We start from the raw sequence: 19,918 nt of genomic DNA on the forward strand, positions 1-19,918 counted from the left end.
GGCAGCTTCGATCCCGCCGCCTTCGATCTCGTGCTAACGAATCAGCGGCTCTCAGAGGTCAAGTTCTGATCGTCAAGACGGCCTCAGATTGACGCTTACCAATTAGCCAATCCTTGCGCGAACAAGTAGCCCGCCCGAGTTGTTGGACCAAACCGCATAGCACGTCTTGGATCAGCTGTGCGGCCGCAGCGATGGGGACGTGCTATGCTGAACGATGTGTCACGCAGGAGGTTACACCCATGTCTGAATCAGTACCCTTGGAGGTGGCGCATTACCTTCGCGAGGCCCGACATCCGGGCGGCGTTCTGAAAGATTTTGTGCTGCCGTGTCTGGATCTCTCGGTTAGCCAGGCGGCTCGAGATCTGGGTGTGTCTCGACAAACCTTACATCGAATCTTCGACTCGAGCGCAAGCGTTACACCAGAAATGGCGGTGAGGCTTGAGGCGCTATGCGGAATCTCGGCCATGTTTTGGCTCGAACTGCAGTGTGCGTACGAGTTAGGCAATGCCCGCTCATCGCTGGCGCAATTGTTACCCCTTATTCCTCAATACTGCCTCCCGAATAAAGTGATAAAGAAGCTCGGAGCAACCGATGGACGCTAACACCCTTAATTCGACCTACGCAGAAACCGGGGTGCCCGGCTTGGATGACATCCTTGCCGGTGGCCTAAGCAGGGGCAGCGTGTTTTTGCTTGAAGGGAGCCCTGGCACCGGCAAGACGACGATAGCGCTTCGTTTTCTGATGGCTGGCGCAGAATTGGGCGAACCCTGCCTGTACATTACCTTGTCGGAAACGACGTCCGAATTACGACGGAGCTCACTGTCACATGGGTGGACGCTCGCAGACGAGATAAGCATTTTTGAAGTTAGCCCATCGGAGAACCTGCTGGACCCGGAACAACAACAGACGCTCCTCTATTCGTCCGACCTTGAGTTAGGTGAGACGACGCGCGCCATCCTCGAAGAGTTCGAGCGGATTCGGCCCATGCGAGTCGTGATCGACAGCCTCTCGGAGATTCGTCTGCTTGCACAGAGTTCGTTGCGCTATCGTAGACAGATCCTTGCGTTTAAGCATTATTTCGCTGGTCGCGATGCGACCGTCTTGCTGCTAGACGATATGACATCCGAAGCTGCCGACAAAACGGTGCATAGCGTGGCTCATGGTGTCATCAAGTTGGAGGAACTGTCGCCACAATACGGTGCGGAGAGGCGGCGTCTTAGGGTGCTTAAGTACCGAGGACAGAAGTTTCGCGGTGGCTATCATGACTTCGCGATCAAGAAGGGGGGTGTAGCAGTCTACCCACGATTGGTGTCCGGTGAACATCGCACCAGCTTTGAGCGAACTCAGATGACAAGCGATGTCGCGGAGTTGGATGCTCTGCTTGGTGGCGGGGTGGAGCAGGGCTCTAGTACACTCATTCTTGGCCCAGCTGGGACCGGGAAAAGCTTGTTCGCCATCCAATTCGTTGCGGCCGCTGTGCGGCGAGGCGAGAAAGCGGCGATGTTCGTGTTCGACGAAGAGCTCGGGTTACTGTTTGATCGGGTCCGCACTATGGGAATCGATCTTCAGGCAATGAAAGAGTCGGGCAACCTCCATATCGAACAACTGGATGCTGCTGAATTGTCACCCGGCGAATTCGCTCACCGAGTGCGAGCCAGCGTCGACGGGATGCAGGCAAAAACGGTCGTCATCGATAGTCTGAACGGCTACCAGGCGGCCATGCCTGAAGAGAATGCGCTCGTACTGCATATACACGAACTGCTCCAATATCTTAACCGGCAGGGCGCAAACACGTTCTTGACAGTCGCACAACATGGTCTGGTTGGGGATATGAAAGCGCCGGTAGACGTGACGTACCTGGCAGACACCGTGATCCTTCTTCGCTATTTTGAGGCGCTAGGTCGCGTCCGCCGTGCAGTATCCGTCATCAAGAAGCGCACGGGCGCACATGAAGAGTCGATCCGCGAGTTTCGTATCAGTTCCAAAGGGCTGACGCTAGGGGGCCCACTAGACGAGTTCCAGGGTGTGTTGCGTGGAGTACCGACCTTTGTGGGGAATTCCGCGCCGCTTCTCACGCCGAAACAGGACTAGCCGTCGGATGTCTGAGATCGAACACTGTCCGGCCCTCATTCTCACGCCGTTTGGACGCGACCTAAGCGTAGCTCAAGAGCTTTTGACTGCAACTGGAGTCCAATCCAGGGCCTGTGCCGACATGGGGCACCTATGTGCCGGACTGAGCGACGATATTTGTTGCGCAATCATTGCCGACGAGGCGTTAAATGGCACTGATATCACCGCGCTGACACAGTGGATAGAAGCACAGCCCCCATGGTCCGACGTACCGTTTATCGTTTTAACGCGTCGAATCGGCGCCACCGATCGCAGGCTAGTGGCTGAGCGGCTGACTAAAGCGCTTGGAAACGTGACGTTCATTGAGCGACCGTTTCACCCAACCACCTTCGTAAGCGTTGTGGAGACTGCGGTACGTGGCCGACGTCGCCAGTTTGAGGCTCGGGCCCGGATTCAGGAGTTGCATGAAGGGGAGCTGCGCCTACGCACAGCTTTAACCGCTGGGCAGCTCGGTTCGTGGACTTTAGACCTGGATACTTTGACGCTGACAGCATCAACAACCTGCAAGGCGATTTTTGGACGTGGTGAGGACGAAAGTTTCGCCTATGAGCAGCTTATCGCCAGTGTCCACCCAGAAGATCGACCGAGAATGCGGGCTGCGGTGAAAAGCAGCGTCCAGACGGGCTGTGATTATGTGATTGAATATCGCGTCGTCGTACCTGATGGATCAATTCGGTGGGTCGACATCCGTGCACGTATAGTGCTTGATAGTCTCGAAAAGGCGTCTCGGCTGGTCGGCGTATCTTCTGACATCACTGCGCGGAAGACAGCGGAAGATCAGCTGCGTCGAGTCAATGAGACGCTTGAAGCGAAAGTCATGGAGCGAACGGCCGAACTCCAGAATGCCCATCGGACTGTGCTCGAGGAAATTCAACAGCGCGAAGATACCGAGAAGTTGTTAAGGCAGATTCAGAAGCTCGAGATGATCGGGCAGTTGACTGGCGGCATCGCGCACGATTTCAACAATCTTCTCATGGCCATCATGGCGAATCTGGAGCTTGTGCGAAAAGAAGTGCCATCACAGGAACGCGTCGGCCGACTAGTGGATGGCGCATTCAAGGGCGCGCAACGAGGTGCCGCACTGACGCAACGGCTTCTTGCGTTCGCGCGCCAACAAGTGCTCAAGGTTGAGCCCGTGCAGATGTCGGGATTAGTGTCTGGAATGACCGACCTGCTCGAGCGATCGCTCACCTCGGTAATCGAGCTGAGAGTGAACGCGGTTACCAATCTTTCATTCACGATGGCCGATGCGAATCAAGTCGAACTGGCAATCTTGAACCTCGTTGTGAACGCCCGTGACGCTATGCCTGACGGAGGTACCATTGAGATTACAGTCGACACCTTGCATTCAATGGGCGACAGTGAACTGGCGGATGGGGAATATGTTCGTGTGACTGTCGCCGATACTGGCACAGGTATGGATGCCGCAACGCTTGCTAAAGCCACTGAGCCGTTTTTCACGACGAAGGAATTGGGTAAAGGAACGGGACTTGGCTTATCCATGATTCATGGTCTGGTCCGCCAGTTGCACGGGGCGCTCCGTCTAGAAAGCGAATTAGGAAGCGGCACGCGAGCAACGATCTGGCTTCCGGTCGCTGACACACGTGCCACGTCGGTCATCCCGGGACCGTTGCATAGTTACGCCCAGGAAGATACCCCGCAGTTACGGGCGACGGTGCTGGTTGTAGACGATGATCCGCTGATCTCCTCCAGCACGTCCTTCCTACTGCAGGACCTGGGACAAGATGTAATTGAAGTGAATTCGGGTCACGCCGCGCTTGAAGTCTTACGTAGCGATCGCGAGGTCGATGTGATGCTGACAGATTATTCGATGCCCAAAATGACTGGACTCGAACTGGCGAAGGCTGCTCAACTGCTGAGGCCTTCCTTGCCGGTCATCCTTGCAACGGGTTATGCGGAATTGCCCGAGGGTACAGAGGCCGATCTTCCGAAATTGCGAAAGCCCTATCAGCAAAGCCAACTCCTTTCGGAGATTGCGAAGGCGGTGAAGCCTAGCCATTGAGGTAGCTGGCTTACGGGCTAGCACGCGTACCTTACGATACCTCCAAATATGACCTCTGGACTACCAAGCTAAAGTTCGCTCCTCGGCGTGCGGTCGCGAGCGAATGGTCCTACCGAGCGATTGAAGGGCTGCTGCAGTATCGAGAGCGCCTAGCGTCTAATGGTCGAAGGTATTTCACCTTGGTCACCCTATGTACGAGTGGCATGCATCTGCGCGACGTCATACGGCCGCTCCAAGATCGGTACCGGCCATCTGCAGCGCGCTGGAACAAATGTCTCTTGAGGGTCGGGTGCCGCCGTTCGACGAACCTCCAGTAGAGCGCGAACGCGCATGCAATGAACGTTAGGGTCCATTCAGCGTAAGCGGCCAGGGAACCCGTCTTGACGAACGATGGATTACTCGACAGGTGCGAGAGGCTGCCAGTTATGCGGCAGCAAAGTTGCGATGTCGATTGCTTTGTGGGCCGACAGGCGGGTCAGGATGTCCTTGAGATATGTATGGGGTTCGTGCCCGTTGAGTTGCGCCGATCGGATGAGGCTCATGATCGCAGCGGCGCGTTGGCCAGCGCGCAGCGACCCTGCGAACAACCAGTTGGACCTGCCGATGGCCCATGGACGTATCTGATTTTCGACCCAATTGTTGTCGATTGGTACATGCCCGTCTTCGAGATAACGCGTCAGCGCTTGCCAGCGCTTCAGGCTGTAATCCAAAGCCTTAGCAATGGCGGAGCTGTCGGAAACGAGTTTGCGCTGCGTAACCAACAACTCGTAAAGCGCGTCGCTTACTGGCTTGGCCCGGCTCTGTCGAAGCCGGTGGCGGGCATCGGCATCGAGATTCGCGGCATCCCGCTCGATGGCATAGAGCTCAGTGAAGAATGGTAGCGCTTGCCCAGCGAGCTGGCTGCTGTGATTGGCGTGCAGCTCGAAGAATTTGCGCCTCGCGTGAGCTGCGCAGCCGATCTCGGTGACGCCCTGAAGGAAGGAGGCCTTGTAACCGCCGTAGTCGTCACATACCAGCTTGCCGTGCCAGCGGGTCAAGAAGGTGCGGGCATGCTCGCCGGCTCGGCTGCCGGCGAAGTCGTACACCACCGCGCGAAGGTTGCTGAACTGCGTAGGCGTATACGCCCACAGATAAGCCCGATGCGTCTTCCCCTTACCGGGGCTGAGCATTTGCACCGGGGTCTCGTCCGCGTGCAACACGCTTTCCTTCAAAATCTCTCGATGGAGGGCATAGACCAATGGCTTCAACTGCTCGCCGCAGGTGCCCACCCACGCGCCTAGCGTAGATCTCGGTATCGCCAGGCCCGCACGCGCAAAGATCTGCTCTTGGCGATATAGGGGCAGGTGATCTGCGAATTTGTTGACTAGGACCGATGCCAGAAGTCCGGTGGTTGGGATGCCCTTATCGATGACGTGCGAGGGTACGGGTGCCTGGATCAGCGTCTCACAGTTACGACATACCCATTTACCGCGAACGTGCCGCTCCACCGTAAACACGCCCGGTGCGTAATCCAACTTCTCGCTAATGTCTTCGCCGATACGAACACGTTCGCATCCGCATTGGCACACCGTGTTGTCCGGTTCATGACGGACGTCGACACGCGGCAACTGCGGCGGCAAGGGTGCGCGTTTTGGCTGCTCGGGTCGGCGCTTGCGTGCAGGCTCGAGCTCTTCGAGCTCTATCTCGATGGCGGCCAGGTCGCCATCAATCGCCTCGTCAAGCAGGCTCATTTGCTCGTTGTTGAGCTGCTCGCTGCGACGGCCAAACTGCTGGCGCCTGAGCACGGAGATCTCGTGAGTCAGTTGGTCGATGCGGGTTTGCCGGTAATGCAGCTCCCGTTCCAACGCATCGACTTCTCTGCGTTTCTCCGTCACCTCCTGGTCCTTCGCGCGGACCTCAGCGAGCAGTTGCGTGGCAAGGGCACGCAACTGCTCTGGACTGAGGTCGTCGAGGTCGGCCGGCGGGTTCATGCAGACCAGTCTGCCAGAATCCCGCACGCGCGAGAAGGAGAACTGTATACGTCACCGCCGACGCGTCAGATGATGCGGATCACGCCATCCTGGCCGATGCGTTGCCACGGCAGCCCCAGCACCAAGCCCGCCAATTGTTCGTGCGTGAGCACCTGCTGCTTGGGTTCGCTGCCAGCGTGGGGCCAGACGAACTGCCCCTGATTCAGCCGCCGCGCTGCCAACCAGATACCGATGCCGTCGTGGACCAGGACCTTGAGTCGGTTGGCGCGGCGGTTGGTGAACAGGTACGCGTGGTGCGGATGCGCGGCGCCGAAGACCTTCACCACGCGCCCCAACGCCGTGTCGAAGCCGGCCCGCATGTCCAGCGGATCAACTGCTAGCCAGATCTCGTCGACACGAATCACCGCAGCCACTCGCGCAGCCATGTCGCGCATTGCGCGGCTTCGGAGACCGGCCAGCTCACCGTTATCGACTGATTGCCCCGGCGAACTTCGACCTTGATCTCCGTCGAAGCTACCTGCTTCGCCGCCATAGCAACAGGAACGAACGCTGGTAGTGGTGTCGATTGAGCTTCTACCGGGCGTTCAGACAACCGCTTCGGAAGTCTGCCTTCTGCCTGATCAAGCCAGCGTCGCAGTAGGTTCGCGTTGAGCCGATGTTCCAGCGCGACCGCCGACACCGACACGCCGGTACCCTGGCAAGCGGCAACAACGCGTGCCTTAAAGTCTTCGGTGTAGCGCCGACGACGGCGACGGGTCGGCAACGCCTCTTCTTCGATCGTGTTCACGTGTCCGCTTATTCGCTTTAGTGGACACGATACTCCCAAGCGCTTCAACGACAATCAAGGCGAGTTGGCCAGCCGCTTACCATTCAGCTGCTACCGATTGACAAACATTCGGTTCGGTCGGTTGAGCAGCGGTTGATTGTTGGCCGGAGATGCAGGAGAAGAGCCCGGTGGGTATCGAGCAACCCAACATACCCACGGATGGGTGCGATGCCGCGGCTGAGCTGATTGGCACCGTTTGGACGCGCGCAACGACCTCCTCCTAAGCGCCATTACGGCAAATATGAGCGGCAAGATGGTGAGATGGTGGACTGGTACGCCGACGATGGCGAATGGAAGCGCTCGAAATAATTGCCGTCACACGGCCCCGGCCACGCCTTCGGATCCGAAGCCGCGGTCTTGCGAGCGAAATACCAGCGATCCAAATCGCTCAGCGCGCATCGGTTGGCCACGGCTAAGGAAGCGTCGTTCGCGCAAGGTTGCTGCTGCCGTACCCGAGCGATACGATTCGCTACATCAGGCGAACGACAATTCGCTGTAGAAGCGCCTGTAAATCACGCCGGGTGTCGCAGACGAGATGAACATAAAGAACATCGGCGCGCACCTGATAAATGATCCGGTTCTTACCGGAAAGCACCTGTCGGAAAGTCTCGTCGGCGAACCCGTCGAGCTCCGGAGGAACGCGACCACTCTCAGGAAACTGGCGGATATGCGCGATGGTTTCTTGGAGATGCGCCGAAGTCTGACGCCACGTCTCCCAACCGAATGTGCGGACGATGTAGCTTCTCAATTCATCTATACCAATCCGCGCCGTCGGCAGGACACGGTACTTCAACGGCGGGATTTGCATCAACGGATTTTCTGCTGCCGGTCGAGTTCGTCGAGTTCCGAGAAAAAATCCTCCCCGTCGAAATGGTCGCCTTGGTCAATCTGCTTCTGTCCGAGCGCGAGAAGTTTCAGCAGCGCGAGCGTCTGTTGCGTGGCTTCGTAGCTCCGAACATCCTGAACGACGAGCTTCGCTTCGCCGTTCTGAGTGATGATGAGCGGCTCACCCGAGTCGGCCAGGTCTTTGACGATCTGGGCCGCCTCGCTTTTGAGGTAGCTGATGGGTTTCACATGGTCCGCGAGGTGCATCCTACCTCCGTAGTGATGATGCCAATAAGGACTGAATATAGACTAAGTTTAGTTCGACAGCAACGCGGGTCTATGCTGCCTGTACGCGGTGCTCCCCGGAGACCGCTCAGGAACCTGTTCCGCCCGGTAGTCGCTTGAGATGAGAGCATACCTTGCTCTGAAAGACGTTTGCTGCCCTGTGGCCACACGCCACATTACGAATACTGTATATACGTACAGTATCTGAGGCTACGTTGGAGCATCTGGTTAAAGTGCCCATTGAGGATGATCGCCTATCGCTGGAACATTTGCGGAGAGAGAAAGGCGACATTGCTATTGCCCGGGCAGTCGAACAGTGCGGTCGATCAGGCAAACTCTGTGTCCCCGCGGTCTGCAGGGATTAGTCCTCAGAACGCCTGCGTTTTCAGCGCGCAGTCAACCAGCGACCAGTCCAGTGGCCGAAGAGCGATTGGTTACAATTCGCAGCATCCTGACCGCCCGCACTAAACCGACTCGGACGAGTATCGGATTGCCGCTGATTGCTGCCATGAGATAAGCCGCGCGCGGCCTTCAAGTACTTCATGTTGTTGCCGCTAAGTTCAAATGTCGGGGTCTCCGCTAAGTAGAAATGTCGGGTTTCGAAGCGATGTTTCTGTTCGGGTTGTGGGGTTGGGGCGGCGCAGCCGCCCCCCGTTCCCTCATTGCTTTTGCGCTGACTTCGAGAATCGCTTCGTTCATGTCGGCGATGCTTAGTGCGCGTTGCTTCTTCAGTCCTTCAAGCGCCTTTTTGGCCCGAACCTGTTCACCGCGAGGCGTGCGTGAAGGTGCATCACATGCACGACGATCGTCTCGTTTGGCTTGCAGCAGCCGTGCGGCCTCGAGTGCATGCGCCAAACGCTTGTTCTCGACTTCCGCGCCCTGATCAATCCGCGCAATACGGTCGTAAGTGCCGCGGGAAAGCACCTCGCCGCCTGCCTGCACCTCGACGCAGCCGCTCGGGTATTCGACCACCTCGACCTGCTGGTGAATCAATAGGCGATTGGCAGGCGTGTCTTCCAGCAGATACATCACCCGATCGTATTGCACCGTCAGCGCGTGCGTGACCTTGCGCCACACGCGATGTGCCAGTAGTTGCGTCAAATCGTCGTCAGCACGCAAGGGCCGATGAGCATCGTGGTCGCTACGTGGCGGCTTGCCGAAACGTTGATTGAAGTCAGCGATGAAGGAGGGCGCATAGGCATTGGCTGCTTCCCATGTGCTAATGCTGCGCAAGCGCAACTCTTTGACCAGCCGGTCCTGCAGGGTCAGGTTGGCGCGCTCGACACGCCCCTTGGCCTGACTCGTATTCGCGCAGAACGCATCGATGTTCAGTTCGTACAAGGCTCGCCCGAACTGCGTCACGCCTTTGCCAGCGGTCTGCGAGCGGTTCTTGACGTAAAAGACGCTGGCCTTGTCGCTATAGAACGCGATGGGCTTACCGTGCGCGTGCAGATACTTCGACAGCGCTTCAAAGTAACTAAAGGTCGACTCGGTCGCGGTGAAGTGCAGCGTCATCAGCCGGCCCGTCGCATCGTCGATAAATACCAGCAGCGTGCAGGCCGGCGCGCGCTCCTCGAACCAGCGGTGATCGCTGCCATCGATCTGGATTAGCTCGCCCAGACACGAGCGGCGGTTGCGGGGCTGGTGAATCCGCGGCGGGCGCTGTTTGCGAGGCACCCAAAGGCCCGCAGCCGTCATCAGGGAACGAATCGTCTCGACGGCCAGTTCAATGCCGTGGCATTCCCGTAACTTCTCGCACGCCAGTGTCGGACCAAAATCAGCGTAACGCTCGCGGATCAACGCGAGCGCGCGTTGCGCCACGCCGTCCGGCAGACGGTGGTTACTCGCGCGTCCGCGCTTGCCGGACACCAGAGCACGTGCACCGTCCGCACGATAACGCAAGACGAGCCTCTCGATTTGCCGCACGCTCACGCGCAGCCGATCGGCGGCACGGCCTGGCTTGAGCTGGCGTTCGGCGACTGCCTGAATCACTCTGAGTCGGTCCAGTTCGCGCATCGACATGGTGATGGTCCCGGTCGTGTTCATCGCCAGCGCTCCTCAAACGCTTGTCTGGCAACGAAGCTACGTCAAAATGCGACATCTCTATTTGGCAGAAACACGACATTTGAACTTGGGACCTACACATGTAATATCGATCATTAGGTTTATGTCAAATATAGCCTGCGGTTAGGTTTCGCCGGTCAACGCATATGACCATGTCGATTGTTCGCAATCTGTTCTCGCCTGCGCGCGAGCCGGGCCTTCTCCTGACTTGCGCCGTACTCCGCTTCGGCAGCGGACACAACGCCAGTGATTGCGCCGGTAAGATCCACGCGTATGTTGCCTTCGACGAGACAGGTCCAATAGCGTTGGCCGCGACACCAGAGCTTGACGCCATTACGAGCGTCTCGGTCGCTCGGCCCAGGCGACGCCGCTCGGGCAAGCACATCCTTGAGAATCCCAACCTTGAGAGGCACCTTTCTTGCGGGACTGTGCGGAAAGGCGTGCGGAAAATGTCGTTGCAGCGTAGTGACTGCACGCGTGGCCGCGTCAGCAGATGTTCGCGGACGCTTCGGTGGCTGCTTAATTTCCCTTTCGACTCCTACTGGCGCCGACGTCCGGTGCGATGCGGCCTTTTTGCCCTTCGCGTCCTGGTTCAGCTGCGCCTTAAGCGCAATGAGCTGTTCGAATCACATGGTGCATGCCTGCAATCAGTCGCCAGATTTTACCAGTCGCCTTCAAACGTCGACGTTCAGCGCCCGTGGCGGTTCTCCTAGGCGGCAGTGCCGAACGCGGCCGAAACTCTAGCTCAATCCCGTTTGCGAAAACAAAATGCCGGTTGCACGCAACGACCGTTGTCATGCATCGTTTCGAGCGGCGCGCCGCAACAATCGTGGGTCAGTTTCCCATTCATCGCGCGCCCCAAGCGCGATTTGCGCGAAGTCTGGATGACTGGGGTTGAGCAGGTAGTTAGTTTCGGCAGGGACGACCGCGCTCGGCACCGCAAGCACCGCGCTCGTTCGCTTCTGCGCCCACGTAGCACCAATCTGTTGCAGCTCGGTCCGTGCACTGAGCTCTCTCCAGTCGGGCGGCAAATTCGCAGCATCGACTCGCTCGATCAGGGTCTCAGGAATTCGCGCCGGGATCATCACATACCGGGCCCGCAGCGGTGAGTCCTGCACGAGCATCTCGAGAAGCGCAAGCGATTGTGTCTGTGCTGTATATACGAGCGCGACCCCTTTCGGGTTCCACCGCCCACCATAGAGGCGCGCACCTTCGCCGGAAAAGGCGCTATCGGCATACCGCTCTGTCACTACCCGCCATGCCATCAAGGTCATGCAAAAACACCATGCTCGATGCGCCCGAGCGTATCCATCACGCTATCAGCACCAATGTCCGTATCGAGAAGACTGAGCGGAGTAGCATCGCCTAGTGCCGCTGCCGGCGCCTTGAGCCACCCGACCGCGAGATCGAGATCTTCAAATACTTCCGCCGCGCGCGCCGCGACACGCGCGAGTCGTAGCAACTTGGCAGACTCCTCGCGGCTGAAAACGCCTTCTCGCTTGCGCCGCGCCAAGGTGCGCTCAGGAATATCGAGCGCCTGCGCCAGTTCTGACTGCGAAATCGCGATGGATTTGAGCATTGAGTCGAGCGCCTGGGAGGAGATGCCGTGACGAACGATATCCACCCAATCGAGGCCCGACCGCGGTGCGCGGCGCAAGACCGAGCGTCCGCCCAACAACGAGTCCGCCGAAATTTTGTCGATGACGGTCATAGCGCCTCCTGCCAATTGGCATCTATATTACACCAAATTGGCAGCGCCGGCCGCTGGCGTACTTTCGCCGCTCAGAACGAGTTGACCGAGGCCGCGTGCAATCCGTAGGTATGGCGGTTGCGCGGCAGCCCTCGCTGAGCCGACAACTTCTGGGAGACTGGAAATGGACACGACCGAGGCGAAAGGAATGTTGAAGGAGGCGACAGGCACGGTACAGGAGGCCATCGGCAGCGGTGCCGGCGACGCGATGAGTCAAATCAAAGGTAGGGTCGGGCAAGTCGCCGGGACCACTCAAGAGTTCGTGGGCCGCACGGTGGACATGGTTCGGGATCAGACCGGCGAAAATCCGCTGGCCGTCCTGGGCATCGTTGCGGTCTCGAGCTTTTTGCTAGGTCTGTTGATCGGCAGTGCAGGCGCGTCGAAACAATTATTTCGGTGAGGGCCCTCGCTCACCCATTGATTGAGTCAAAGGGGTCGCGCGGCGCTCGCCGCGCGAGTACAGTCCGCATGCTCGCTGATTGAACTATCCCATGCAACCGAACGGCCTACGCGCGACGCAGTTTGGGTCATCAACCGATCGTGACCGTCCGTGAGGCTCCTCTGTGCTCGCCGAACCCGAAGCTGCACCAATTGGCTGTTGCTAGAGGAAACATCTAGGACGACCCTCTCTTCTCATTCCAGTTTGCTTGACGGTTTCTCGGAACACCACTAGCCTGCCAATCCGATTGCGTCCGCATGTTACGTTTTGGAATGCGAACTATTATATTACTTATGTCAAGGTATTATCGCGACCGTCTTGCCGATCACCGTGGCCGATCAAGTCGCTTGTTCACCATCTGCTCTTGCCTGCGCGCGAGCTGAGCCTTCTCTTGACGTGTGCCGTACTCCGCTTCGGCAGCCGAGACAACGACGGTGATTGCGCCGGCAAGATCCACGCGCGCACTGCCTTCGATGAGGCAGGTCCAGTAGCTGTGGCCACGACACCAGCGCTTGACGCCGTTACGCGCGTCTCGCTCGCGCAACCCAAGCGACAACGCTTGCGCAAGCATGTCCTTGAGGATCCCAACCTTGAGAGGAACCTTCGGAGCGGGACTGCGTGGAAACGCGTGCGGGAATTGTCGTTGCAGCGTACTCACAGCGCGCGCGGCAGCACGATGGGATGCGAAAAGCTCGCTGCGCTCAAAGCGCAGCTGACCCAAGGCGAAAGCAGCAAAACGGTTGCTTCACGCACGACGTCATCGCCGGTGGCCGTCACACGGAAAGCAGGAAGCCAGCAAAGCCTCCGCGAACATCTGCTGCGCCTTCAAACATCGCCGCCGCCAGCCTGCGTCCTCACTGTCACCACAGTGTCGACCTCTCGCGTCACTTCGTGCATAGCTCTCGACGCTCTTGGCTGCATCCTAAAACTTATTGAGGTCCGGTTCGTCGCGCTCAAGCAGGCCTCCACTGACGACGACATTCCTCGCCAAATCCATCGCGCCGCGAGTCCAGCGCCTAGGTCTGTACCGCCCGCGGCCCATCCGGAGCAGGGGCGGACAGATGTTTCACCTGTTGCATTTATTTCGTTTATGGCGTAGTCTGGTCTAGAAAATTAAGACGAGGGGTATCCCATGACAACGACGAATCGAATCCGCGAGGTGTCTCCGCCTCCGATGAGTCAGCATGATCTCGAGATGGCGCGGGTTGCACAGCGTTGCATTATGGAAGCGCTCGATCACTCGCGTGCGGCCGCGATTACATTGACGACCGACACGGGCGAGCATCCGTCTATCGACGTGCCGCCAGCGGCGCTCAAGCTCATTGGTCAGCTTCTGGGTGCAATGAGCGAAGGGTGCGCGATCTCGGTCGTGCCAAGTCAGAAAGAGTTCACGACCGTCGAAGCAGCGCACTTCCTCAACGTTTCACGGCCTTTCGTGATCAAGGAAATCGAAGCGGGAAGACTTCCGCATCGGATGGTCGGGACGCATCGGCGAGTGGCTTTCGGAGATCTGATGGCCTACGCCAATCAAATGCGCGAGCGGCAAGAATCTGCATTGGACCGTATGGCAGACAACGCACGCGATCTCGGCCTGGATTACTGATGGCGGGGAATGCGCGCTACACAGCCATACTTGATGCTTGCGTGCTCTACTCTATCGCCCAGACGGATGCGCTGCTTAGTCTGGCAACCGCTGGGCTTTTCAGCGCCAAATGGTCGAGCAGAATCGAAGAAGAATGGATGCTGGCGCTTGTGCAACGTCGTCCGGATCTGAAGGACAGGCTGGGGGTACGACGAGACGCTATGCGCGACGCCGTACCAGACTGGCAAGTGCTTGATGAAGCGTGGTCTCCGCTGGTCGAAAGTCTCAATCTCCCCGACCCCAATGACAGGCATGTTCTGGCGGCCGCCCTAGCCGGTCATGCGGATTGCATCGTCACCGCTAATGTGCGCGATTTCCCCCGAAGCGCGGTTGCGCCGTACGGAATTGAAATTGTACATCCTGATCGATTCATCGTGAACCAATGGGATCTTGAGCCGCTAGTCGCGATCTCATCATTCAAACGAATGCGTGCTCGGCGCAAACGACCACAAAGTTCAGTGGAAGAGTTCGCGACAGTGCTCGAGCAAAATGAGCTGCCGATGGCCGCTCAGCGAATTCGTGAAGCTGGCGAGTTGATCTAGACTCCGCAGCGCTCGTGCAACGTCCGCTGCTCCCTCCGTGAGTTCCTCATGCCCTCGGCCCGATCAATATTTCGCATCACATATTAATGTGTGCCAGTGTTCATCGTGAAAAATGTTACTGCGGAGCTGGAGCCTGCGTGCTTTGAACGATCGCTTCCGAGGCCTCACTAGTGCGGTCGCTTTGAGAACGGTTAAGAAAAGGGGTTGATCACAGTCAGCTGGTCGAAGATAACTTGACCATGATGCATGTCTTCGCTGTAGGGCACCTCGCAATCTGCGAGCAATGCAAAAGCAACGATGCAAGAATCGTAAAACCTAAATCCGTAATGAGCTGCAACTCGGCGCGCTTCTTTATGAACGTCGAGCGCCAGGGGCACGACTTCGCAAAGCACTTCGACGTCGTCTAAGATGCGCTCGATTCCACGCCACGATAGGCCCATCTTCTGGCTCATCACAAGCGTGACCTCGTTCATGACCTGGGTACTGATGACTGGCTTGGAATTTCCGCCAGCCACCAGTGCTTCAGCCCTGTCAGCCTTTGCGACGTCGCCAGAAAACAGATTGACGATGACGTTGCTGTCGACGGCGAAGCGAGTCGGTGCTGCCTCCATGTTCCTGCCGCCGTCTCCCGGTGTGCTGTGCGCCTTGTACGGCATGGTCGTTTGAGGCGCCGCTGGGCTAAAGACGCTGGCCGACGTGCTGCGTCATCAGGCGCTATCCCGATCGCCGAGTGATTCCCGATCGAACTTGAAATCCGCGGGCAGACGAGCACTTTAGGCATCCACGCGATGCTTGAACCCCGTCCTGCGTTTTTTCGTAACCCGCTCCAACGTCTGCACAATGACGCGACGCGTTTCAGCCGGATCGATGACATCGTCGATCAATCCAAGTGCAGCCGCTTCGTAGGCACTCGATTGCGCGTCTATAGTCGCCGCGATCTCGGCGCGTCGCGCGTCCGGATCCGCCGCCGCAGCGATCTCGCGGCCGTGCATCAGTTCCACGACCGCCTCGGGACCCATCACATCGAAATGCGCGCCCGGCCATGCAACGATGGCATCGGGTCCACTCGCGCGTCCACCCAGCGCGAGATAAGCCAGTCCGATCGCCTTGCGAGCGACGATCGTGATTTTCGGCACCGATGCGCCATAGACCGAATTCAACAACCGGCTGGCGAGCGACACCATGCCTTCCTTCTCGATCTCCGGTCCTACCAGAAAACCCGGCGCATCCGCGATAAAAACGAGCGGGACATGAAACGCATCGCAGAGGTCGACGAACTTGCGCATCTTTCGCGCGTTGCGCTGGTCGAGCACGCCCGCGCGCATCATCGGGTTGGAAGCCACCACGCCCACCGAATGCCCGTCGATGCGGGCGAGCGCCGTCGTCACGCCGGGACCGAAGCGGGCGCCGTACTCGAAGAACACGCCGCCGTCCGTGAGCAGCGCCAGCACCTTGCGCATGTCGTAAGCCTGGCGACGTGAATCAGGAATCAACGCGCGCAGCCGGGCAGCGCCCGCTTCGCTGTCGACCGCGGCCGCTTGCGACGGCATACGGGGCGGAAGCTCGTCACAGTTAGAGGGCAAGTACGACAGAAACGCGCGGATCGCTGCGAGCGTATCGGCCTCCGTTTCGCCTATGTGATCGGCCTGACCCGTCACGGCGGTGCTCATCTGCGCACCGCCGATGTCTTCCCGCTCGACCTCGGTGCCGATCCCGACCTTGACCACCAGCGGACCGGACATTCCCATGAAGCCCGTTCCCTTCACGATGCTCGTGAAGTCCGACTGGCATGCGGTGAACGATGGGCCGCCAAAGGCCGGTCCCATGACCGCGGCGATCTGCGGCACCCGCCCCGAGAGCCTGAAGTGCTCGGCAAAGCGCGTCCCCATTCCGGCGGCGGCCGCGCCGAAGGTCTCGTGCACGCGCGCCGCGCGCAACCGCAGCTACAGCCATGCGGCGAGCGCTCGTCCCGCCGACGATCCGCAAATCCTGCAGATCGCAGGCCGCGTGCGAGCCCATGCATGGGCCGCCGGTGCAACGGCGGCGCATGCCGCACGCGCCGTGGAACGCGCCGCGCACGCGCAGGCGCGCGGCGCGGGCGATTCGCTGGCGGTGCTCGCCGAAGCAGAGATCGAAGTGTGGCAGGCGCAGACCGTGGCGTCGCAACTGGTCATCGATGCGGCGGCGAGCGTCTTCGATGCGCTCGGCGCGTCGGCGACGCTGCGTCAGGCTGGACTCGACCGCCACTGGCGCAATGCGCGCACGGTTGCATCGCACAATCCGCGGATTTACAAGGATCGAATCGTCGGCGACTTCGCCGTGAATGGCACGCTTCCGCCCGGGCAATGGCGTATCGGGACGCCTGATTCGTGACCCGGGAGAGGAAGACTGTCCGGCTGGTGACGTCGATGGTGGCCGTGCGCCGGGAGGGCTAGCACTTTTTCCAGTTGGCGTCGCGTTGCGCAGGGGTTCGAGGCTCAGATCCGTTCCCGACACCGTCCTCCCCGGCACGCCGCGTTCAACCTGAGTTTCAGCAGAACGCCGGCCGCCGCCGATGCCAATCCGTTGCACGTTCATGCGCTCTCGCCGCCCGCAAGACCAGTCTGTCCTCGTGCAGACGGCCTGCGATTTGTATCGATAGCGGAAGATCGTGTGCATCGAATCCAGCGGGGATCGCAATGGCCGGCTGACCTGTCATATTGAAAGGCGGGCAATAGCGCGTCAGCGCGGCCATCAGGTTTTCGGTCGACCCGCCGAAGGACACCTCGTCCGCGCCGACCGGCCACGCGGGAAAGGGCATGACCGGCATGGCGAGCAGGTCGACATCGTCCATGACTCGTGCGTAAGCGAGCGCGATCTTCTGGCGCACGCGCTGCGCATGTACATATTCGGTCGCAGGAAGAAGCGCGCCTTGCAGGATCGAATCTCGCACGCGCTCTGAATAGGCCTCGGGCGTGTTGCGCAAATGATCGCGATGCGCTTCGGCAAGTTCGGTCGCGGCGATCGCCCACATCACCTCGCGCGAAAGAAGGTGATCGGGCAGGGTCACGTCGATCAGCCGGGCGCCCGCGCGTTCCAGTGTCTGGATCGCCATCGCGCAGGCCTGCTGCACTTCCGGCTCGATTGCCTCGCTCGGCTGAACCCGCGGCACACCGATCCGGAGGCCGTCGATGCCGTCCTCGATCCCGTCGAGAAAGTTTGGCGCGGCGCGCTGCGAACCCGCGGGATCGCGGGGATCGGGGCCTGCAAGCGTCTGCAGCATCAACGCACAATCCGTCACCGTTCGGGTGAGCGGCCCGATGTGATCGAGACTGTATCCGGCGGCCAGAACGCCCGCCCGGCTGACGATCCCGTACGTTGGTTTCAGTCCGACCAGCCCGCAGGCCGCCGCCGGAAGCCGGATCGAGCCGCCGGTGTCGGTGCCGAGCGAGCCGAAGGCGAGACCTGCGGCGACCGCCGCCGCCGGCCCGCTGCTCGATGCGCCGCAAGCGCGTGCGAGGTCCCACGGATTGCGCGTCTCCCCAAAATCCGCATGGACGCCGCCAAACGCCAGTTCATACAGGTTGAGCTTGCCGAGCAGCACGGCGCCCGCGTCATGCAAGCGCTGCACCACGGTCGCATCCTGCTGGGGAATCCAGTCCGCGAAGATTTTCGATGCGCCCGTGGTTCGGATGCCTGCCGTCGCGATGTTGTCCTTGACGGCGATCGGCACGCCGTGCAGCGGGCCCACCCTGCCGCCGCTTGCCAGCAACGCGTCCAGGCTTTTCGCGCGGGCCAGCGCGGTATCCGCCACGACGGTGATGAAGGCGTTGAGCGAGGGGTTGAGCGCTGCAATGCGATCGAGCATCAACGCTGTCACTTCGGCGGAACTGATCTCGCGTGAAGCGATATGCCGGGCGAGTTCCACTATCGACAGAAACGGCAGGTCTGCGTCAGCGGGCCGGCTCATGATTGCACCCGGTCGATCGGAAAGGCGACGAAGGGCTCGACGCCGTCCACATTCACCGCGCGTAATGCCGCCAGTCCGGCGAGGCCCGCCGAAAGGCTCCGGGCCAGCCTCGTGCAGTCGTCGGCGGACAGCGTGATATCGAACATCGCCGCGTACGCGCCGATACGCCCGGCGGTCACTTCAAAAGCAGGACGGTCCATTTTCAGATCCTCTGCAAGTGTGCGCCGCCACTCCGAAGAGTCCCGGCGATGGAAAAATTCAAAACGAGTGCCGGATGCCTACGATCGCCATCTCCTGCGTACTCGCGCCCGAGGCAATGTCATACGATCCGACCACCGCTTGCGCCGGACTCAACACACCGCTCGCGTCACGTTGCTCGCCGAGCGCATGGACATAGGCGGCCAGCGCATAGACGACCGTGCGTTTGCTGAGCGCGTAGTTCGCTCCGAGTTCGAAAGAGTGATACTTGGCCGAAGCGTCACCGAGCGCCCGCGAATAGTTGTAGCCGAGGCCCACCAGAAATGCCGGCGTGATGTTGTACGCCGCGAACACCGAGCCGTTATGAAACTTCTGCTTGTTCGCGAACGTCGATGAGCCGTCGCGGTTGTAGACGGAATAGCTATAGGCCGCGCCGGCCTGCACGCCGTGATCGACATATTCCGCGCCCACTCGTGCGATGTCGACCGAACTGGCGGACGCATAGCCTGCGTTGACGGGACTGTTGAAGAGCGAATCGGCGCTGCTCGTGCCGCGCGCGACAACCGTCGGATTGCCGTTGTCGATATGCAGATAGCCTGCAGCGAGGAACACGGGCCCCGCGTGGTATGCGAGGGCGCCGGACCACGTCTGCCCGGAGCCGGTCGCGCCCGCCACGCCGCCGAGCGAATACATCGCCTCCGCCTGCACCCCACGGTAAGCCGGGCTGGTCCACTTGACCGCGTTACTGAAACGCGCGGAATCGTCGTAGTTGTCGAAGTCGCCGGGTGGGGCGAAGATCGGTCCGAATACCCAGTCGGCGGTGATCGCCTGGACCAGGTCGGTGACCGGATCGTATTGCCGTCCAAGCGTGAAGGTGCCGAACGTGCTGCTCGCCAGACCCACATACGCGGAACGCCCGAACTCCAGATTGTTTCCCCCGAGTCGTCCCGTCCCCACGCTGAAGCCGTCTTCCAGAACGAAAATGGCCTTGAGCCCTCCTCCGAGATCCTCCTCGCCCTTCAGGCCCCACCGTGGACCCGCCTCTCCCACGGTCATCGCGATCTGTGTCGCCTTGCCGCCGCTGTTGTGAATATAGGCAATTCCCGAATCGAGAATGCCGTAGAGCGTGACTGAACTCTGAGCGCTCGCTACTTGCGAAGTAATTAGCATGCCTGCATACGAAAGCGAAACAAGGCTGGTCTTGACCGCACGATTCATGATGGCCGTCTGATTGAGAATTGCGTGTTGAGGAAAATGCCCGCCCGGGCGTTCGGA

The 19,918-nt window shown here is 59.7% G+C and carries 22 protein-coding genes; 7 read left to right on the top strand and 15 right to left on the bottom strand.

All coding sequences use genetic code 11. The features are described from left to right. The first annotated feature begins 239 nt into the window (after window positions 1–239). From QCE64_RS24115 to QCE64_RS24125, 3 genes are read left to right on the top strand one after another with little or no spacing between them, the layout of a single operon-like run. Window positions 240–602 carry a HigA family addiction module antitoxin gene (locus QCE64_RS24115; RefSeq protein WP_310006596.1) on the top strand — a complete coding sequence of 121 codons (363 nt, stop codon included), beginning with the start codon at window positions 240–242 and terminating at the stop codon, window positions 600–602. Then, a complete protein-coding gene (locus QCE64_RS24120; protein ID WP_310006598.1) occupies window positions 592–2,091 on the top strand; it encodes an ATPase domain-containing protein in 1,500 nt (499 codons plus the stop codon). The genes QCE64_RS24115 and QCE64_RS24120 overlap by 11 nt, the downstream gene beginning before the upstream one ends. A 7-nt stretch (window positions 2,092–2,098) precedes the next feature. Continuing rightward, on the top strand, window positions 2,099–4,153 hold the full coding sequence (locus QCE64_RS24125; RefSeq protein WP_310006599.1) for an ATP-binding protein: 2,055 nt from the start codon (window positions 2,099–2,101) through the stop codon (window positions 4,151–4,153). Between the two features lie 395 nt (window positions 4,154–4,548). Here QCE64_RS24125 and tnpC read toward each other — a convergent pair whose 3' ends face one another. The 9 genes from tnpC to QCE64_RS24165 all read right to left on the bottom strand — a co-directional run bounded on the left by tnpC (window position 4,549) and on the right by QCE64_RS24165 (window position 11,834). Then, on the bottom strand, window positions 4,549–6,123 hold the full coding sequence (gene tnpC / locus QCE64_RS24130) for an IS66 family transposase (protein WP_310006601.1): 1,575 nt from the start codon (window positions 6,121–6,123) through the stop codon (window positions 4,549–4,551). A 65-nt stretch (window positions 6,124–6,188) separates the two neighbouring features. Continuing rightward, entirely contained in the window at window positions 6,189–6,557 is a 369-nt protein-coding gene (tnpB, locus tag QCE64_RS24135) for an IS66 family insertion sequence element accessory protein TnpB (RefSeq protein WP_309839676.1), read from the bottom strand. After that, on the bottom strand, window positions 6,524–6,910 hold the full coding sequence (gene tnpA, locus QCE64_RS24140; protein WP_310006603.1) for an IS66-like element accessory protein TnpA: 387 nt from the start codon (window positions 6,908–6,910) through the stop codon (window positions 6,524–6,526). The genes tnpB and tnpA overlap by 34 nt, the downstream gene beginning before the upstream one ends. A 508-nt stretch (window positions 6,911–7,418) precedes the next feature. Next, the gene (locus QCE64_RS24145) at window positions 7,419–7,757 is read right to left on the bottom strand and encodes a type II toxin-antitoxin system RelE/ParE family toxin (protein ID WP_310006605.1); all 339 of its coding nucleotides are present in this window, start codon (window positions 7,755–7,757) and stop codon (window positions 7,419–7,421) included. Beyond that, the gene (locus QCE64_RS24150) at window positions 7,757–8,041 is read right to left on the bottom strand and encodes a type II toxin-antitoxin system Phd/YefM family antitoxin (RefSeq protein ID WP_310006607.1); all 285 of its coding nucleotides are present in this window, start codon (window positions 8,039–8,041) and stop codon (window positions 7,757–7,759) included. The genes QCE64_RS24145 and QCE64_RS24150 overlap by 1 nt, the downstream gene beginning before the upstream one ends. Window positions 8,042–8,638: 597 nt before the next feature. Next, the gene (locus QCE64_RS24155) at window positions 8,639–10,105 is read right to left on the bottom strand and encodes an ISNCY family transposase (RefSeq protein ID WP_404987430.1); all 1,467 of its coding nucleotides are present in this window, start codon (window positions 10,103–10,105) and stop codon (window positions 8,639–8,641) included. Window positions 10,106–10,260: 155 nt separating this feature from the next. Continuing rightward, window positions 10,261–10,737 carry a ProQ/FinO family protein gene (locus QCE64_RS37985; RefSeq protein WP_404987460.1) on the bottom strand — a complete coding sequence of 159 codons (477 nt, stop codon included), beginning with the start codon at window positions 10,735–10,737 and terminating at the stop codon, window positions 10,261–10,263. 180 nt (window positions 10,738–10,917) lie between these two features. Next, window positions 10,918–11,397: an RES family NAD+ phosphorylase gene (locus tag QCE64_RS24160; protein WP_310006609.1), complete on the bottom strand. Its 480-nt coding sequence runs from the start codon at window positions 11,395–11,397 to the stop codon at window positions 10,918–10,920. Beyond that, window positions 11,394–11,834 carry an antitoxin Xre/MbcA/ParS toxin-binding domain-containing protein gene (locus QCE64_RS24165; RefSeq protein ID WP_310006611.1) on the bottom strand — a complete coding sequence of 147 codons (441 nt, stop codon included), beginning with the start codon at window positions 11,832–11,834 and terminating at the stop codon, window positions 11,394–11,396. Before QCE64_RS24165 ends, QCE64_RS24160 begins: the two co-directional genes overlap by 4 nt. Window positions 11,835–11,997: 163 nt before the next feature. Here QCE64_RS24165 and QCE64_RS24170 point away from each other — a divergent pair, with 163 nt between their 5' ends. Continuing rightward, window positions 11,998–12,273 (top strand): CsbD family protein, encoded by a 276-nt coding sequence (locus tag QCE64_RS24170; protein WP_310006613.1) that lies wholly within the window; start codon window positions 11,998–12,000, stop codon window positions 12,271–12,273. Between the two features lie 364 nt (window positions 12,274–12,637). Here the strand turns inward: QCE64_RS24170 and QCE64_RS24175 are convergent, their stop codons facing one another. Then, a complete protein-coding gene (locus tag QCE64_RS24175) occupies window positions 12,638–12,970 on the bottom strand; it encodes a ProQ/FinO family protein (RefSeq protein WP_310006615.1) in 333 nt (110 codons plus the stop codon). A gap of 474 nt (window positions 12,971–13,444) precedes the next feature. Here QCE64_RS24175 and QCE64_RS24180 point away from each other — a divergent pair, with 474 nt between their 5' ends. Beyond that, window positions 13,445–13,915, top strand: a complete 471-nt coding sequence (locus tag QCE64_RS24180) for a helix-turn-helix domain-containing protein (protein WP_310006617.1) — start codon at window positions 13,445–13,447, stop codon at window positions 13,913–13,915. After that, on the top strand, window positions 13,915–14,496 hold the full coding sequence (locus QCE64_RS24185) for a PIN domain-containing protein (RefSeq protein WP_310006619.1): 582 nt from the start codon (window positions 13,915–13,917) through the stop codon (window positions 14,494–14,496). The genes QCE64_RS24180 and QCE64_RS24185 overlap by 1 nt, the downstream gene beginning before the upstream one ends. A gap of 191 nt (window positions 14,497–14,687) precedes the next feature. On the opposite strand, the gene QCE64_RS24190 is transcribed toward QCE64_RS24185, so the two are convergent. Together QCE64_RS24190 and QCE64_RS24195 are read right to left on the bottom strand one after the other, a co-directional pair. Continuing rightward, window positions 14,688–15,107: a PIN domain-containing protein gene (locus QCE64_RS24190; RefSeq protein ID WP_310006621.1), complete on the bottom strand. Its 420-nt coding sequence runs from the start codon at window positions 15,105–15,107 to the stop codon at window positions 14,688–14,690. Between the two features lie 162 nt (window positions 15,108–15,269). Next, window positions 15,270–16,343 (bottom strand): carboxyl transferase domain-containing protein, encoded by a 1,074-nt coding sequence (locus tag QCE64_RS24195; protein ID WP_310006623.1) that lies wholly within the window; start codon window positions 16,341–16,343, stop codon window positions 15,270–15,272. Here QCE64_RS24195 and QCE64_RS24200 point away from each other — a divergent pair. Then, the gene (locus tag QCE64_RS24200; protein WP_310006625.1) at window positions 16,243–16,869 is read left to right on the top strand and encodes a hypothetical protein; all 627 of its coding nucleotides are present in this window, start codon (window positions 16,243–16,245) and stop codon (window positions 16,867–16,869) included. The genes QCE64_RS24195 and QCE64_RS24200 overlap by 101 nt on opposite strands. A gap of 157 nt (window positions 16,870–17,026) precedes the next feature. On the opposite strand, the gene QCE64_RS24205 is transcribed toward QCE64_RS24200, so the two are convergent. From QCE64_RS24205 to QCE64_RS24215, 3 genes are read right to left on the bottom strand one after another with little or no spacing between them, the layout of a single operon-like run. Next, window positions 17,027–18,445, bottom strand: a complete 1,419-nt coding sequence (locus QCE64_RS24205; RefSeq protein ID WP_310006628.1) for an amidase — start codon at window positions 18,443–18,445, stop codon at window positions 17,027–17,029. After that, window positions 18,442–18,645, bottom strand: a complete 204-nt coding sequence (locus QCE64_RS24210; RefSeq protein ID WP_310006630.1) for a hypothetical protein — start codon at window positions 18,643–18,645, stop codon at window positions 18,442–18,444. Before QCE64_RS24210 ends, QCE64_RS24205 begins: the two co-directional genes overlap by 4 nt. 58 nt (window positions 18,646–18,703) lie before the next feature. Next, a complete protein-coding gene (locus tag QCE64_RS24215) occupies window positions 18,704–19,861 on the bottom strand; it encodes a porin (protein WP_310006633.1) in 1,158 nt (385 codons plus the stop codon). Window positions 19,862–19,918 lie beyond the last annotated feature (57 nt).

The organism is Caballeronia sp. LZ043, assembly GCF_031451075.1.
GTDB lineage: Bacteria > Pseudomonadota > Gammaproteobacteria > Burkholderiales > Burkholderiaceae > Caballeronia.

Excerpts from the sequence above, each read along its gene's own strand:
- QCE64_RS24170 (WP_310006613.1), top strand. The coding sequence starts at position 11,998 with ATGGACACGACCGAGGCGAAAGGAATGTTGAAGGAGGCGACAGGCACG.
- QCE64_RS24200 (WP_310006625.1), top strand. The coding sequence starts at position 16,243 with ATGAAGCCCGTTCCCTTCACGATGCTCGTGAAGTCCGACTGGCATGCG.
- QCE64_RS24160 (WP_310006609.1), bottom strand. The coding sequence starts at position 11,397 with ATGACCTTGATGGCATGGCGGGTAGTGACAGAGCGGTATGCCGATAGC.
- QCE64_RS24210 (WP_310006630.1), bottom strand. The coding sequence starts at position 18,645 with ATGGACCGTCCTGCTTTTGAAGTGACCGCCGGGCGTATCGGCGCGTAC.
- QCE64_RS24150 (WP_310006607.1), bottom strand. The coding sequence starts at position 8,041 with ATGCACCTCGCGGACCATGTGAAACCCATCAGCTACCTCAAAAGCGAG.
- QCE64_RS24155 (WP_404987430.1), bottom strand. The coding sequence starts at position 10,105 with ATGAACACGACCGGGACCATCACCATGTCGATGCGCGAACTGGACCGA.
- QCE64_RS24120 (WP_310006598.1), top strand. The coding sequence starts at position 592 with ATGGACGCTAACACCCTTAATTCGACCTACGCAGAAACCGGGGTGCCC.
- QCE64_RS24180 (WP_310006617.1), top strand. The coding sequence starts at position 13,445 with ATGACAACGACGAATCGAATCCGCGAGGTGTCTCCGCCTCCGATGAGT.
- tnpB (WP_309839676.1), bottom strand. The coding sequence starts at position 6,557 with ATGCGCGACATGGCTGCGCGAGTGGCTGCGGTGATTCGTGTCGACGAG.
- QCE64_RS24145 (WP_310006605.1), bottom strand. The coding sequence starts at position 7,757 with ATGCAAATCCCGCCGTTGAAGTACCGTGTCCTGCCGACGGCGCGGATT.
- QCE64_RS24115 (WP_310006596.1), top strand. The coding sequence starts at position 240 with ATGTCTGAATCAGTACCCTTGGAGGTGGCGCATTACCTTCGCGAGGCC.
- QCE64_RS24190 (WP_310006621.1), bottom strand. The coding sequence starts at position 15,107 with ATGGAGGCAGCACCGACTCGCTTCGCCGTCGACAGCAACGTCATCGTC.
- tnpC (WP_310006601.1), bottom strand. The coding sequence starts at position 6,123 with ATGAACCCGCCGGCCGACCTCGACGACCTCAGTCCAGAGCAGTTGCGT.
- QCE64_RS24205 (WP_310006628.1), bottom strand. The coding sequence starts at position 18,445 with ATGAGCCGGCCCGCTGACGCAGACCTGCCGTTTCTGTCGATAGTGGAA.
- QCE64_RS24185 (WP_310006619.1), top strand. The coding sequence starts at position 13,915 with ATGGCGGGGAATGCGCGCTACACAGCCATACTTGATGCTTGCGTGCTC.
- QCE64_RS24165 (WP_310006611.1), bottom strand. The coding sequence starts at position 11,834 with ATGACCGTCATCGACAAAATTTCGGCGGACTCGTTGTTGGGCGGACGC.
- QCE64_RS24125 (WP_310006599.1), top strand. The coding sequence starts at position 2,099 with ATGTCTGAGATCGAACACTGTCCGGCCCTCATTCTCACGCCGTTTGGA.
- QCE64_RS24215 (WP_310006633.1), bottom strand. The coding sequence starts at position 19,861 with ATGAATCGTGCGGTCAAGACCAGCCTTGTTTCGCTTTCGTATGCAGGC.